Source organism: Methanoregula sp. (assembly GCA_026625165.1).
Classification (GTDB): domain Archaea; phylum Halobacteriota; class Methanomicrobia; order Methanomicrobiales; family Methanospirillaceae; genus MVRE01.
The window spans coordinates 1867303-1882130 of the sequence record CP112999.1 but is presented as its reverse complement, the minus strand read 5'-3'; the positions used below and the strand labels follow the sequence as shown (position 1 = coordinate 1882130).

Below are 14828 nucleotides of genomic sequence, written 5' to 3'. Positions count from 1 at the left end.
TGAAAAGGAGAACGACATGCAGGAGCGTCCACACCTTTCAGTTTTTTATTTATTATACAAAACCGATGTTCGGAATGAACTATACCCTTTAAGATATAAGGTTTGGAACCGGCCCCTAAAAAGGAAAGGTTAATACCCTGATGCTTGAGACTTGCCATTGAACAATTTGGGTGAGTGATGACTCTTCAAAACTGCGGGACGGGGCTGCAGTCAACCCGCCTCCTTGTCCTTTTTCTGATATTGTCTGCCCTTGTCCCGCATGCCTGTGCTGAGACTGCAGTTTACTGGGTGCAGGCAAGCAAATCATTTGCAAACTCCGGAAGATGGGACGAGTCTCTTGATGCCGCGGAAAAAGCGCTCGCCATTGATTCCGGCAATAAAAATGCATGGCTCAATAAGGCAAATGCACTGAAGAACCTTAACCGGGACCAGGAGGCACTCGATGCTTGTGAAAAAGCCTTATCGATTGACCCGGATTTTATCAATGCATGGGTAATGAAATCTGCTATTCTTAATTCACTGGGACGACACAAGGACGGTCTTGATGCTGCACAAAAAGCAATTTCCCTTGACCCCAACAGTTACACCGGCTGGGATCTTAAGGCCGTTTCACTTTCAAAACTCAACCGGTACCAGGATGCTATTGATGCTGCTGACATGTCGATTTCCATCAACCCATCCTATGCAAAATCCTGGGGGAACAAAGGCTATGCACTGCAGAACCTTGGAAAATACAAGGAAGCGCTGGCAGCTTATGACAAAGCCCTTTCGCTCGATCCGAATCTCGAGATGGCAGCAGACAACAGGCAGATCATCATCTCGTACCTGCTCCCGAATAGCACAAACCCCAAGAAGACCGCCGTGCCTGTCACAATCTCAGGTTCAACAGCTCAGCCCATGGCTGGAACGGCTTCCCAGGATGTAACCCCTCCCGTGCCCAACCTTCGAGCGTTGTTTTTGCCGCTGGTTATTGTCATGCTTGTAATTGCTCTTGGCGGGGGAATATATGCATATAGGAACCATAAGCAAAAAACTCCAGTGACACTCCCTCACCCACCGGTTTCAGCCTCCACTGTACCCGGTTCCCCCCCGGCAAAATCCCACCACGATGTCTTTATCAGTTATGCGCAGGTGAACAAACCGGTTGCAGATGCTGCATGTGCAAAAATTGAGTCCCGGAATATCAGGTGCTGGATTGCGCCACGGGATGTACCTCCCGGGAAAAATTTCCCTGAGGCAATTGTTCGGGGAATTGAAGGAAGCAGGATAATGGTATTGATCTTCTCATCACATTCGAACAAATCCCAGCACGTATTGCGGGAACTTACAACTGCAGTCAAGAACGAGTTGATTATTATTCCCTTCAGAATTGAAAATGTAGAACCCACAAAATCAATGGAATATCTTATTGGTATCCCGCACTGGCTCGATGCAATAACACCTCCATTGGAAAAACATCTTGATACTCTTGTAAAAACGATTGAAATTTACATCGCAAGCGACATTAAAAAAACCGATGAGGATAATTAAAATTGAAAGCCATTCTTACTTTTAAAAATTTTATATTACAATAATCACCAGGTTCTTGCCGGGAGTATTATTATTTGTATTTTCAAGGAGTTTGAACCTGAATAAAATGAGGAAGGGACCAAGACTGTCCTCTCATGATCAGGACGTTTAAAAGATCAGATATCCGTTGATAGCATCAATTCAGAAAACTCTCTTTCTCATTTGGTCTCTTTTGGAGCAACCCCATAAACAAACACTCGTCCGCATTGATCGACTCAACACCGACAGCGTCATCTGAGATGGGAAGTCCCAGTCCCCGCACGATTGCCGCCGGCATTCCCTCGTCTGCTTCACCCATGACCAGTTCCGCAGCGGATGCGATGTTATCGGCAACCGCTCGTTTTGTTACTTCGAGTTTCCTGCCGTACAGGTCGCTCCTGCCCCGGTCATCTATCACAGAAACAATGCCGGCACACCCTATCGCGACACCGCTGCAGCCGGAACGCATTGCATGGGTGCGGCTGTCGGCGATGATCACGGCGACCTTTGCATTGCACCGCTGTTCGACTGATTTGCGGATCCGCACCGCACTCGCATCGGGGTCTTCCGGTAGCGGAACAAGGCATCCGGGCGGGGCATTGGAACCATCGACACCGGCATTGGGGAGCAGGGTGCCGTTAGTCATGCAGAGCAGGAAGTGCGGAATCCCCCCGACAACTTCGTCGCTCTCCCGCAGCACGACCTCTGCAGTGCAGGGGTCCATTTCATAGGTTTTTGCCAGTTCTACTGCCTGCAGTGATGGGGTTACGGCAGAGAGGCTGACAACTCTCCCCTCCGCAGTTGCGACCATCGATTCGGCGAGCACCAGGATGTCCCCGTCCACAATACCTGAGCATTCCGAGGCTTTCGCAACGGCAACGATCCGTTCAGCAACATCATCGCCCGGTGTGATCAGCCCGGTTGCAAGCCCAAAGACAGCAAAAGAGGGGTTCACGCCCCCTTCACCATCCGATCACAGACCTTCACGACATCGGCAGTGGCTACCACGTCATGGGTGCGGACAAGCGACGCACCTTTCAAAAGAAGCATCATGGTGACGGCAAGGGAACCGTACAACCGGTCCTCCGGGTATTTGTCAAGGAGGGTGCCGATGAATGTCTTACGGGAGATGGCGGCAAGCAGGGGGCGGTCAAACCGCTGGAACTCATCGAACCGGGTACAGAGCTGCCAGTCATCCTCGACAGAACGCAGGGGTGTCCAGATCCCGATACCGGGGTCAAGGATATAGTCCGTGACACCGGCATGTTCACAGCGTTGTTTTACAATGGAGAGGGCATGGATTGTTGCCTCCACGCCAACAGCATCACCCGGCCGCGAAACCGATGCCATCAGTACGGCGGGTAACCGGGACTCCGCGACCATCTTTGCGTATGTTTCAGATGCAAACCCGCCGATGTCATTGACAAGGTGGACATCATGTTTCAGGCAGACCGCGAGCACGCCCGGGTGCATGGTGTCAACAGATACGGTGATCCCGCTCCCGTCCAGTTCCTTAAGCGCTTCATCGATCCGCGTTGCCTCTTCTTTCCCGCTGATCTGCTGGACATTGGGTGCGGTGCTGCGTGCGCCGACATCGATAATTGCGGCACCCTGCTCCACCATCTCGACTGCCTTTGCGTGGATGGATCCCATCGGGACATATGAATTCGGGTAGAACGACTCCATGCTGCAGTTGATCACGCCCATGATCCGGACAGGCGCGGTTCCCCCGACCGTGATCTTGTTTACCGTACAGTGTTGCATGACCTCATCTTCGCTGCACGATAGGTGTTCTCCATGAGTGTTGCGATCGTCATCGGGCCGACACCACCGGGCACAGGGGTGATCGCTGAAGCTACCTCTTTGACTGCCGCAAAGTCCACATCTCCCACCAGCCTGCCATCGAGCTGGTTGATACCGACGTCGATCACAACCGCGCCGGATTTGACCATATCAGCAGTGATGACATGCGCCTTTCCCACCGATGATATGAGGATGTCAGCACGGCGCGTTTCGTCAGGAAGGTTGCGGGTCCTGCTGTGGCAGATTGTGACGGTTGCGTCGGCGTTGGTGAGGAGAGCTGCCATCGGCCGCCCGACATCGATGCTCCTGCCCACCACAACCGCGTGTTTCCCTGCCACATCGATCCTGTTTTCCGCAAGCAGCGTCATGATACCCAGGGGCGTGCAGGGGGCAAAATTCGGGGAGCCGGAAAAGAGGAGCCCGAGGTTATACGGGTGGAACCCATCGACATCCTTGTCGGTGCTCACCGCCTGTATCACGGGCCCGGCATGAATGTGTGCAGGGAGCGGGAGCTGTACGAGAATGCCATCAACACCGGAATCCTCATTCAGCTGCCGGATCGACCCGAGCACCCTGCTCTCCGTCGCATCGGCGGGCAGCTCAATTCCCACTGAACCGATGTGCACCTGTTCGCAGGCACGGTGTTTCATCCGCACGTACATCTGAGAGGCAGTGTCGCTGCCGACAATCACGGTGGCGAGGCAGGGCGAGAGCCCGGACTTGCTGATCTCCCCGCGCAGGATTTCCAGCCGGCGTTCCGAGCATGCTTTTCCGTCAAGGATCATGAATCGGGGGTTTTAGGGTGAAACGGTCACTCCGGGTAGAGCGGGAATCTGCCCGCCATTGCAGCGACCCTTGTCTTTATGTCCTTCATGGCAGCTTCATTGTGGATGTCTTTGACGACAGTCGCGATCCAGTTCCCTATATGGCGCATCTCTGCCTCCTTCATGCCGCGGGAAGTGACCGCCGGGGTGCCGATCCGCAGGCCGCTTGTCACAAACGGGCTCTTGGTTTCGTTGGGTATGGTGTTCTTGTTTGCCGTGATGCCGGCTTTACCCAGTGCGTTCTCGGCTTCAAGGCCGGTGATCCCCTGCTCGCTGAGATCCACAAGCATCAGGTGGTTGTCCGTACCGCCGGAGACAAGGCGCAGCCCGCAGTCCATCAAGGTCTCAGCGAGCGCCTTTGCATTCTTTACGATCTGCTTATTGTATTCTTTGAACGACGGCCGGAGCGCCTCTTCAAAACATACTGCCTTTGCCGTGATCGTGTGCATGAGCGGGCCGCCCTGCATGCCGGGAAATACTGCCTTGTCGATTGCCTGTGCATATTCGGTATTGCACATGATTGCCCCGCCGCGGGGTCCGCGGAGCGTCTTATGGGTTGTGGTTGTGGTGAAGTTGGTGACGCCGACAGAAGTGGGGTGGACGCCGGTCGCACAGAGCCCGGCGATATGGGCGATGTCTGCCATGCAGTACGCCCCGGCATCATCGGCAATCTCCTGGAATGCCTTAAAGTCGATGGTGCGGGGGTATGCGGATGCACCGCAGACAATGATCTTCGGCTTTTCCTTCTTTGCCATCTCCCCGACCATGCCGTAATCAAGCATCTCGGTCTTTGGGTCAAGGCTGTACTGGGTCACTTTATAAAACTGCCCGGTAAAGCTGACGGGCGAACCGTGGGAAAGATGCCCGCCCTGCGTGAGTTTCATGCTCAGCAATCCCTCTCCCAGTTTCATGAACGCAAAATAGACCGCCATGTTTGCCTGGGTGCCGGAGTGCGGCTGGACGTTTGCATGCTGTGCCCCGAATAGTACTTTTAACCTGTCCCGGGCAAGGTTCTCGGCCATATCGTGGTACTCGCACCCGCCATAATATCGCTTGCCGGGGTATCCTTCGGCATACTTGTTGGTCATGACCGATCCCATCGCTTCAAGTACTGCACGGGAAACAAGGTTCTCCGATGCGATGAGCTCCAGCCCGTTGAGCTGCCGCAACCGCTCCTTTTCGATAATATCTGCTATCTGCGGATCTGTTTTATCCAGATAAGACATATGCAAAAGGGTTCGCTTCAATCAGGTAATACAGTTTTGTTCGTCCCGCCACACAAGCCATATTGCGATACCATTTTATTACCCGTAATTTTGAAACCGAAAAGACAGCGCATTAGTAAAAAGAAGTATATGCATGCCCCTGCTGGGGAAATTTCCGAGGAAAAGAGCAGAAACCTTTTTTCCTTGACAGGCGACAATACTATTATTTATAAGTACAAGCACGTCCATACCGACCAGTAAAGACGTGTAATTGCATAATAAGGATGCAAAGATTTCAAATCCCAGAAATGAACCGGTCAAAAAGGTGAAAAGGATCATGATGATGAACGGATCAGCAGGCGGGGCTGCAGGCGATGACCGCATTGCAGCACTGGAGCGCAAGAACAAGGAGCAGGAGGCCCTTATCAAGGGAATCACGGAAGAGCTCCTCGATATGAAATCGATTGTCATGAAGCTTGCCAAGGCAAGCGAGGAGCGCAGCCGGCAGGAGCTCAAGCGTGTGCAGCCTGTCGTGCAGGGCGCCCAGCAACCGGCAGCCGGGGGCGCAGCGCCTTCCGGCGGGAGCACCGTCGTGATGCGCCCCAAATCCGCACGGCAGGAACCGTCAGCACCGGCGGAACCGGCAATGGACATGATCATGCAGACGGACGGCACCATGAAGCTCGAACCACGGCGGGGAGAGAAGAATTATATCGTTGCGTCAGCGGGTTATGGCAGGAAAAAGGGCAAAGACTCTGCAAAAAAATCAGGCGACCTCATCTATGCGGTTGACGATGAGAAAGCCAATCCTGCAAAGAAGTAACGGAGCCGAAAGTCTTTGCATATCACAGAGCTGGAGATCGATAATTTCAAGTCTTTTTCAAAAAAGACAAAAATTCCTTTTCTTGAAGGGTTCACCGTCATCTCCGGGCCCAACGGTTCGGGAAAGAGCAATATCATCGACTCGATCCTTTTTGTCCTTGCCCTCTCAACCGCACGGAACCTGAGAGCGGAAAAGCTGACCGACCTCATCAACCTCAATTCCGGTAAAAATACCGCTGAAGTCGCGCTGGAGTTTTCGGACGGTACAAAGATCCGGCGCCGTATCAAGCGGACGGGTAACGGGTATTACAGTTACAATTACCTGAATGACCGCGTGTGCAAGCAGAGTGACATCGTTGACCACCTCTCAAAACATGGCATCAAACCCCATGGGTACAACGTCGTGATGCAGGGAGATGTCACCCGGATCATGGAGATGAGCGATTTCGAGCGTAGGAAGATCATCGATGAGATTGCCGGTGTCGCCGAGTTTGACTCCAAAAAAGAGCAGGCGCTGCGGGAACTGGACATCGTGCGGGAGCGGATCGAACGCGAGGAGCTGCTTCTGCTCGAGCTCCAGAAGCGGACAAACGAGTTGAAGCGGGAAAGGGAGCATGCCCTCGAGTACCAGAAATGGCAAAAAGAGCTCACCTTTTTCCAGAACTGCCGGTCAGCCGCCCAGCTCCATGACCGGGAAAAGGAACTTGGCACCCTGATAAGGGTGAGCGAGGAGCAGAAGATCTCGCTCTCCCGGATTGAAGCCGACCGGGGCCTTGAGGAAAACGAGCTCTCCTATCTCCGGGCAGACCTAAAGGACATCGACGAAGCGATAAATAAAAAGAGCGGGTCTGACTACCTGAAACTGATCGCCGAGCTTGAGGAGGCAAAGGGCGGGATCAAGGTCGCCGAACAGGCAATATTACGCCTCAAAAAGGAAAAAGAGACAAACCTCGAGACCATCAACCGCGTCTACATGGACACAAAGCGGGCGGAGGGGCGGGTTGCGGAGTGCACCGAACAGGTACGGACACTCTCCATTGACCGGACTAATATCGCGATGGAACTGGCGACCGCAAAGGCGCAGCTGGAAAAGACCGATGCCGAGATACGGTCCCACAGCGAGGATACCCAGGGGGCCCGTGACAAGCTCTTCGCCCTGCTCCAGCAGGTCGAGGAGAAGAAGGGTGCACGCTCCTCGCTCCTACACCAGCAGGACATGCTTATCGAGAAGAGCCGGATGAGGACCTCGGAGCTCGAACGCCTTACCGCATTGCTCCGGCAACTTGATGAGGAGTACACTTCAAAGAACACCCAGCTGACGGATTCACAAAAGAGTGTCTCTGACCTCGCAAAAGAGAAAAAAGCGCTCGACCGTACCCTGTCCGAACTCGAAGGCACGCTTTTTGCACAGCGCTCAATGCTGGAAAGGTTGCGGGGGGAGATCAAAGAGGCGGAGCAGGACGCGTTCCGGCTCGAGGCGGCTCAGCAGGCACGGGGGGAGTCCGGCGGCAGGGCGATCGAAGCAGTCTGTGCGATGGAGGGGGTGCACGGTACGGTTGCGTCCCTTGGGAAGGCACCCGGGGAATACGCGACCGCGCTCAACATTGCTGCCGGCAACAAACTACAGTTTGTAATCGTTGACACGGACCATGTAGCGGCAGAGGCAATCCAGTACCTCAAGAACGAGAAGCTCGGGCGGGTTACCTTCCTCCCTCTCAATAAGCTCAAGCCGCCAGCGCTTCCCCCGGTAAAGGAGCCGGGTGTCATAGGTTACGCCGTGAACCTGATCGAGTACGACCCGAAATACGACAAGGCATTTGCCGTTGCGCTTGGGGGTACTGTGGTCGTCGATACGCTCGAACGGGCACGGAAACTGATCGGGAAGTACCGGATGGTGACGCTCGAAGGGGAACTCCTCGAACGGAGCGGTGCAATGACCGGCGGCGCCACAAAAAAGCCTCTCAGGGGATTCGGCGCTGCGGTTGATGACGAGATTGTCCGCATCCGTGCACACCTTACGGAACTGGTCAGCGAGGCATCGGTGATCGAAGCGGCGGTAAAACGGCTTACCGAAGAGGTGGATGCAAAGCGGACAGCCCGAGGGGAGATCGACCAGAAAGTCGCCCGGTTCGGGATGTTCACCGAAGAGTTCAACCGGAGGTTCGAGGCGATCTCGGTCGAGAAACAGACCATTGAACAGGCTGTCGCACGCCAACAGGGTGAAACGAAGGGGGGAGCAGACGAGCTCGGCTCTCTTGAAGCCGAACTGGACTCAACAACAGGCGCCATCAACGCACTGAATGGAGAGATCGAGGAGATCAAGCGGCGTCTTGACGATACAAACATCCCGCAGCTCACCGAGCAGCTGGAAAAGAAGAAGCGCGAGATCGAGGAGCTTGACCGCCGCCTCAGGAACAAGGACGCCGACATAAATGACGTCACCCGGGAACGGTCTCATTTCAATTCGAGGCTTGGGGAACTCACCGATGACCGGAACCGGCAGGAGGAGCGCAACCGGCAGATTGATACCGATATCGGGACCCAGAATGAGCAGATCGCCACCCACAAGACGCAGATCGCATCACTCGAAGGAAGGCAGAAGGAGTTCTCAGGCGAACTTGACGAATTGCGGGGCAAACGCACCGAGGTCTCGGGACACATCTCCGAGTCAGAGCAGAAACTCTTAAAGTTCGACACGGAAAAAGAACGGCTTCATGTTCAGATGTCTGCAATTGAAGAGCGTGCACGGGGACTGGGTATCGAAGTCGAGACGCTGCGGCAGCAGGTAGGGGAGGCAAAGACCGATCTCACGCTCTCTGAGATTGAAGGGAAGATTGCAGAGGCGGACGGGGCGATTCGGAAGATCGGGGCTGTGAACATGCTCGCCATTGAGGAGTACGAGAAGGTCCAGAAGCAGGTCGATGAACGGACCGAGAAGAAGGAGACCCTCTCCCGCGAGCGGACCAATATCCTCGAGCGGATCCAGAAATTCGAACAGATGAAGTACGAGGCGTTCACTACTGCATTCACAGCGATCGACGCCAATTTCCGGGAGGTTTTTGCACGCCTCACGAGCGGTAGCGGTCACCTCGTGCTGGAGAACGAAGAGGACCCGTTTGCCGGGGGGCTGACGTTTGCGGTCCAGCCCCGGGACAAGACCGTGCATCTCCTCTCATCGCTCTCCGGCGGTGAAAAGTCGCTCACGACTCTCGCATTCATCTTCTCGATCCAGCAACATATCCCGGCGCCGTTCTATGCGTTCGACGAGGTGGATATGTCTCTGGACGGGTCGAACGTGGAGCGGATCGCCCTGATGATCAAAGAACTTTCTTCGACCTCACAGTTTGTGATCGTTTCCCTCAGAAAGCCGATGATCACCGAGGCACAGCGGATCATGGGCGTCACGCTGCGGCCTGACAAGAGCACGCTTGTCACCGGGGTAAAGGCAAATGAGTGAGGAACAGGCCCACGGCCTAACAGAAGAGAAAACCCCTTCTGCCGGAACCACTCCGGATGAAACGCGGGACAAAACTTTAGAAAATAATGGGGTAACCGGTGAGAGAAATCCCGTAGCCAGCCAGCAGGATGTGCCGGATAATCTCCCCGTTGTGGAAGACCCGGTTGAGATCCTTGTCGGGATGGCAGAACGGGGGGAGATCGACCCGTGGAACATCAATATTCTCGAAGTAACCGACCGGTTCTTAAACGAGCTGGAGCGTTGCCGGCAGCTGAATCTCCGGGTATCCGGGCGCACGCTTTTTTATGCATCTACTCTGTTACGAATGAAATCCGAACACCTCGCGGATGCAACGGATGAGGGGGGAGACAGCGGGGACGAAGATGCAGGGTTTGGCGATGACTTTGACATTTCACTTGACTCGGAGTTCGAGTATGAAGGCAGGCTCGGCCCTATCGAGCAGCTCGAGCGCGAGATACAGCGGCGGCTGGACCGGAAAAACCTGCGCAGGAGCCCGGTCACGCTCTTTGAGCTGATCATCGAGCTCAAGAACCTCGAAAAGGAGGAGCGCCGGCGCCGCAGGCTGACCGAGTCCGATGTGTGCCTTATCGAAGCGGACGATGTTGTAGGCATCGCCCATGATGAGGGGTACCAGGATTCGGCAACAACCGTGTACCAGGAATGTTTAAAATGCATGATCCGCGAGGAGGAGATGACGCTTGCCGAGCTCTGCCGGAAACTGGGCTGGGACGTCCCGGAAGTCTACATCCCGCTGCTCTTTTTAATGCTCGAAGGCCAGTGCGCTCTCAGGCAGGACGAGTTCTTCGGGGATGTTTTCGTGCAGGTGTGTAAAGCGGGCGATTCAATGGAAAAGGCCTTGCAGGACAGCACCTGATCTTTTTATTCAGCCCTGAAGAGCAGGGCATTCCCGGATGACCCAGCTCCTCTCTTTCTGTATCTTACATCAGCTCCGGCACACCGTTTGCCCATTTCTCGACCCGTTTCCGAATCCCCTCGTCGTTGTACGATGAGAGCGTGACCCGGTTACGGGCGATGCTCAGGAAATACAGCCCGCTTTTGGGGTTATTGCATTTCAGGGTCACGGAAAAGAGGTCGGCGCCGGGGGTGTGCTGCGGTTTCCCGCCATGGGAAGCGATGTTTGCCATGTTCGAGATCACCGCTGCGATGCCGGTATGGTAGCCGTCGATCGTGTTGTAGGTCTCCGAGCCTGTCCCAATCCGCTTCCCCTTCTTATTCTCGTACACAAACTTCGCGGTGTACATCTCCCGCACCTTCTCAATCGGCGGGTGGTTCTTCTTCCCGCTCATGTAAGATGTGCACCCGAACGGGTTTTTCAGGATCAGTGACTGGATTACAGACTCGAATGCCGATATATCGGGAACAGGCCGCTTCAGCGTGCGGACTGAGCTGTTCGTTCCCTTCTTCTGCCGGAATTTTGCCATGGTTCAACTCGTTCTGTATTCTTTGATAACAAAGTGTGATAAAGGACAACGAGAGGTTTCGATAAATCCTTGGTGGTTGGTGGGGGGGTCACAGGGGGTCACGCAGCTCCGGTCGCGGCCTTCCCGGTGTACTGTTCCGGACGGGTCATAATCCCCCATTTTCCAACAATCACCGGCGTTGAAACCGAGGCAGGCCATTGCCGGGCATGGTGCGGCTGTGGGGGGGGGGCACCCCCCTCCCCCCACCCGCAAAAAGTGGTGCGACCCCCCCAACCCCCCTTTGTTTCCGGCCCTGATTTTGGTGTGGTTTTAAGACGAGAAATTTGGTTTTGGATGGGGTCGGAGGGGCAAGGGGGGTCATGGGTGGTAGTGCAGGTACAATCCCCCATCATGCCACCCCCTGCTTAGGATTTTTTCAAAAAGGGGTGGGGGGGTTAAGACCGGCTGAAAGCCGCATAAGCGGACTTGAGAAGATATCCCTAAGGAGATCTTCACGTTAGATTGGCAAGCGGAAAAGGTGTATAGCAACACTATCAAACTATGAAAATCCGGAAGGAAGGCTGTTTATGGTAAAATCCCGGAAGCGACGGACCAAGAATAAACCTGCATCCCTGTCCACCGATCAGGATGGCATGGATATATCCGGGGAAAATGACGTTGTTGCCCCTTTACGCAGGATCGTTCGCGAGGGCGACTTTGTCGAACTGGATTCCGATGATGAATACCGGAAGATCCGGGAGAAAACTATTATTTAATCAGGAAGATCCTGCAATGCAGGAACAGTTATTATGACAGATAATAAAGATAAATAAAGAAAACCGGGAGGAATCCTGATGTGCCAGATGCTCAGGAAAGATGAATATGATCACACGGCTGTTATCGGGAAGGTCTATGAGCGGGGCCTGCTCCCGTTCGGCGGCGGTGTGGACTCCCGGGGGATTATTGTCAGCGCAACCAGCACCGAGGAACATGAAGCGAGAATGAAACGGTTGCGCTCGATCCGATGATCAATCTTTTCAAAACCGATACCATTTTTTTAGACTCGTGCATTTTTTTCAGATGCATTGCAGAAGATCGATGCAGAAAAGTCATTGATCATGCACGGAACCAGGATTTTACCATCGTCACGTCGATCACCGTTCTTGGCGAAACGTTTAACGAGATGTTGCGGGACGAAAGAGCCGCCGTAGATAACATCAATGAAATCGTCGCGATGATAAGGGAATGGAATATAATCACCCTCTATCCGAACGATGAATTGAGTTACATCTGTTACGAGATGGGAAAGGACATTACCGACAACAGGATAACCAACCAGATCACGGACCGGGTCCATCTCGGGTATGCAATATCGTACGACTGTAATTATTTCGTTACCGATGATGATGCGATCCAGAGGTACCGCATCCCCCGGAGTCTAGAAGTGAAGGCAGGATACAAAAAGCCTGTTGCGGTGGATCTCATCGGATTGCGCGATCTCATCCGGAATAAAAAGCTGGTCAGGAAGTGAGGATACCATAACGACGTTGCGCGCTTCCCATCTCTCCCGTGATGGCAGCCTCTCCCGAAGTTAAAAGCAACCCGGATCCCAGCACAAATCGGCCAAAACAGCCGTATCCATTAGAAATATAATCCTCTTCAAATTTTCCCGACGGGAAAAATATGGTGCTTCGAGGGTTATCTTTAAATGGTTGAGCGGTTAATAATGTGTTCTCGTATTCCGATGATGAACCCGCAAAAGCCCGGTAAAATCCGGCGCGGTTTTTGATGGAACTCAAGGCTCGGTAACAAGGTATAAATATCCTTGAAACCTACACTATAAGCCCGTGTTTAAACTAAAAAAACACGACGAAAAATTTTCAATCTCACACCGATTGATGGAGACACAACGATAACCGGCCTGACCGGTGTTTGTGTCTGACGTTGATACTGGCAATGCGGAAATTTGTTTAGTAACCGCTAATTCCGAATAAAGTTCAGTAAGTAAAGTGTGCGTATATTCTTTGAATTCTGGTTGATCCTGCCAGAGGCCACTGCTATCGGAGTTCGATTAAGCCATGCGAGTCGAGAGGTGTAAGACCTCGGCATACTGCTCAGTAACACGTGGACAACCTACCCTAAGGAGGGGGATAACCCCGGGAAACTGGGGATAATACCCCATAGACTATGAATGCTGGAATGCTTTGTAGTTGAAATGGTCCGCCGCCTTAGGATGGGTCTGCGGCCGATTAGGTTGTTGTTGGGGTAACGGCCCAACAAGCCTGTAATCGGTACGGGTTGTGGGAGCAAGAGCCCGGAGATGGATTCTGAGACACGAATCCAGGCCCTACGGGGCGCAGCAGGCGCGAAAACTTTACAATGCGAGAAATCGTGATAAGGGAACTCCGAGTGCCCGTAAAATCGGGCTGTTAATCTGTTTAAATCACAGGTTGAGAAAGGGCCGGGCAAGACCGGTGCCAGCCGCCGCGGTAATACCGGCGGCTCGAGTGGTGGCCACTATTACTGGGCTTAAAGCGTCCGTAGCTGGTCTGTTAAGTCTCTGGGGAAATCTTCCGGCTTAACCGGAAGGCGTCTCAGGGATACTGGCAGACTAGGGACCGGGAGAGGTGAGAGGTACTCCAGGGGTAGGAGTGAAATCCTGTAATCCTTGGGGGACCACCTGTGGCGAAGGCGTCTCACCAGAACGGCTCCGACAGTGAGGGACGAAAGCTGGGGGAGCAAACCGGATTAGATACCCGGGTAGTCCCAGCTGTAAACGATGCGCGTTAGGTGTATCGGTGACCACGAGTCACCGAGGTGCCGAAGAGAAATCGTGAAACGTGCCGCCTGGGAAGTACGGTCGCAAGGCTGAAACTTAAAGGAATTGGCGGGGGAGCACCACAACGGGTGGAGCCTGCGGTTTAATCGGACTCAACGCCGGGAAACTCACCGGACAAGACAGCTGGATGATAGTCGGGCTGAAGACTCTACTTGACTAGCTGAGAGGAGGTGCATGGCCGTCGTCAGTTCGTACTGTGAAGCATCCTGTTAAGTCAGGCAACGAGCGAGACCCACGCCAACAGTTGCCAGCTCGTCCTCCGGGATGGTGGGGACACTGTTGGGACCGCCTCTGCTAAAGAGGAGGAAGGAATGGGCAACGGTAGGTCAGCATGCCCCGAATTGTCCGGGCTACACGCGGGCTACAATGGGTGGGACAATGGGTATCGACACCGAAAGGTGAAGGCAATCTCCTAAACCCATCCTTAGTTCGGATTGTGGGCTGTAACTCGCCCACATGAAGCTGGAATCCGTAGTAATCGTGTTTCAAAATAGCACGGTGAATATGTCCCTGCTCCTTGCACACACCGCCCGTCAAACCACCCGAGTGAGGTCTTGATGAAGCCGTCGTTTTCTGCGGCGGTTGAATCTAGGTTTTGCAAGGGGGGTTAAGTCGTAACAAGGTAGCCGTAGGGGAATCTGCGGCTGGATCACCTCCTAACGAATTTTATTTCGGGAACGCGGTTACTAAACAAACTGTAAAATTGCTGGTGTCAACAATGAGAAAAGCTCTACCGCCGGAAATGGGGCGAAAGAGATTGGGTTCGAATCCCCATAGAGCTGATTTGATGCACCTCGGGATGTGAATCACGAGGGAAGGGCTGAGAGTCAAACCAATGACTTTGCGAGGCCGTGTAAAGGTTTGCACTCAGGACGTTAAATGGGTTTA

Annotated in this window: 13 protein-coding genes and 1 rRNA gene; 8 read left to right on the top strand and 6 right to left on the bottom strand. The window is 53.8% G+C overall.

Going from position 1 to position 14828, the window contains the following annotated elements; all coding sequences use genetic code 11:
- The first annotated feature begins 177 nt into the window (after window positions 1-177).
- On the top strand, window positions 178-1530 hold the full coding sequence (locus OS112_09875) for a tetratricopeptide repeat protein (GenBank protein WAC04748.1): 1353 nt from the start codon (window positions 178-180) through the stop codon (window positions 1528-1530).
- A 175-nt stretch (window positions 1531-1705) separates the two neighbouring features.
- Here OS112_09875 and cofE read toward each other — a convergent pair whose 3' ends face one another.
- Genes cofE through OS112_09855 form a run of 4 tightly spaced genes read right to left on the bottom strand, consistent with a single transcriptional unit; the run spans window position 1706 to window position 5401 of the window.
- Window positions 1706-2503, bottom strand: coding sequence for a coenzyme F420-0:L-glutamate ligase (gene cofE, locus OS112_09870; protein ID WAC04747.1), 798 nt, complete (start codon window positions 2501-2503; stop codon window positions 1706-1708).
- Window positions 2500-3312 (bottom strand): dihydropteroate synthase, encoded by an 813-nt coding sequence (gene folP / locus OS112_09865; protein ID WAC04746.1) that lies wholly within the window; start codon window positions 3310-3312, stop codon window positions 2500-2502. The genes cofE and folP overlap by 4 nt, the downstream gene beginning before the upstream one ends.
- On the bottom strand, window positions 3294-4136 hold the full coding sequence (gene folD / locus OS112_09860) for a bifunctional methylenetetrahydrofolate dehydrogenase/methenyltetrahydrofolate cyclohydrolase FolD (GenBank protein ID WAC04745.1): 843 nt from the start codon (window positions 4134-4136) through the stop codon (window positions 3294-3296). Before folD ends, folP begins: the two co-directional genes overlap by 19 nt.
- A 26-nt stretch (window positions 4137-4162) precedes the next feature.
- Window positions 4163-5401: a serine hydroxymethyltransferase gene (locus tag OS112_09855; protein WAC04744.1), complete on the bottom strand. Its 1239-nt coding sequence runs from the start codon at window positions 5399-5401 to the stop codon at window positions 4163-4165.
- Window positions 5402-5717: 316 nt separating this feature from the next.
- Between OS112_09855 and OS112_09850 the strand changes: the two genes are divergently transcribed.
- From OS112_09850 to OS112_09840, 3 genes are all read left to right on the top strand, one after another.
- Entirely contained in the window at window positions 5718-6203 is a 486-nt protein-coding gene (locus OS112_09850) for a hypothetical protein (protein ID WAC04743.1), read from the top strand.
- 15 nt (window positions 6204-6218) lie between these two features.
- Entirely contained in the window at window positions 6219-9659 is a 3441-nt protein-coding gene (gene smc / locus OS112_09845; GenBank protein WAC04742.1) for a chromosome segregation protein SMC, read from the top strand.
- Between the two features lie 181 nt (window positions 9660-9840).
- The gene (locus OS112_09840) at window positions 9841-10554 is read left to right on the top strand and encodes a segregation/condensation protein A (GenBank protein WAC06173.1); all 714 of its coding nucleotides are present in this window, start codon (window positions 9841-9843) and stop codon (window positions 10552-10554) included.
- A gap of 64 nt (window positions 10555-10618) precedes the next feature.
- Here OS112_09840 and OS112_09835 read toward each other — a convergent pair whose 3' ends face one another.
- The gene (locus OS112_09835; GenBank protein ID WAC04741.1) at window positions 10619-11122 is read right to left on the bottom strand and encodes a hypothetical protein; all 504 of its coding nucleotides are present in this window, start codon (window positions 11120-11122) and stop codon (window positions 10619-10621) included.
- A gap of 566 nt (window positions 11123-11688) precedes the next feature.
- On the opposite strand from OS112_09835, the gene OS112_09830 reads away from it, so the two are divergent.
- The 3 genes from OS112_09830 (at window position 11689) to OS112_09820 (ending at window position 12632) form a co-directional block, all read left to right on the top strand.
- The gene (locus tag OS112_09830) at window positions 11689-11877 is read left to right on the top strand and encodes a hypothetical protein (protein ID WAC04740.1); all 189 of its coding nucleotides are present in this window, start codon (window positions 11689-11691) and stop codon (window positions 11875-11877) included.
- Window positions 11878-11955: 78 nt separating this feature from the next.
- Window positions 11956-12129: a hypothetical protein gene (locus OS112_09825; protein ID WAC04739.1), complete on the top strand. Its 174-nt coding sequence runs from the start codon at window positions 11956-11958 to the stop codon at window positions 12127-12129.
- Window positions 12126-12632 (top strand): PIN domain-containing protein, encoded by a 507-nt coding sequence (locus OS112_09820; protein WAC04738.1) that lies wholly within the window; start codon window positions 12126-12128, stop codon window positions 12630-12632. The genes OS112_09825 and OS112_09820 overlap by 4 nt, the downstream gene beginning before the upstream one ends.
- Here the strand turns inward: OS112_09820 and OS112_09815 are convergent.
- The gene (locus tag OS112_09815) at window positions 12622-12900 is read right to left on the bottom strand and encodes a hypothetical protein (protein WAC04737.1); all 279 of its coding nucleotides are present in this window, start codon (window positions 12898-12900) and stop codon (window positions 12622-12624) included. The genes OS112_09820 and OS112_09815 overlap by 11 nt on opposite strands.
- Before the next feature lie 229 nt (window positions 12901-13129).
- Here OS112_09815 and OS112_09810 point away from each other — a divergent pair.
- A 16S ribosomal RNA gene (locus OS112_09810) occupies window positions 13130-14598 on the top strand.
- The last annotated feature ends 230 nt before the right edge of the window (window positions 14599-14828 follow it).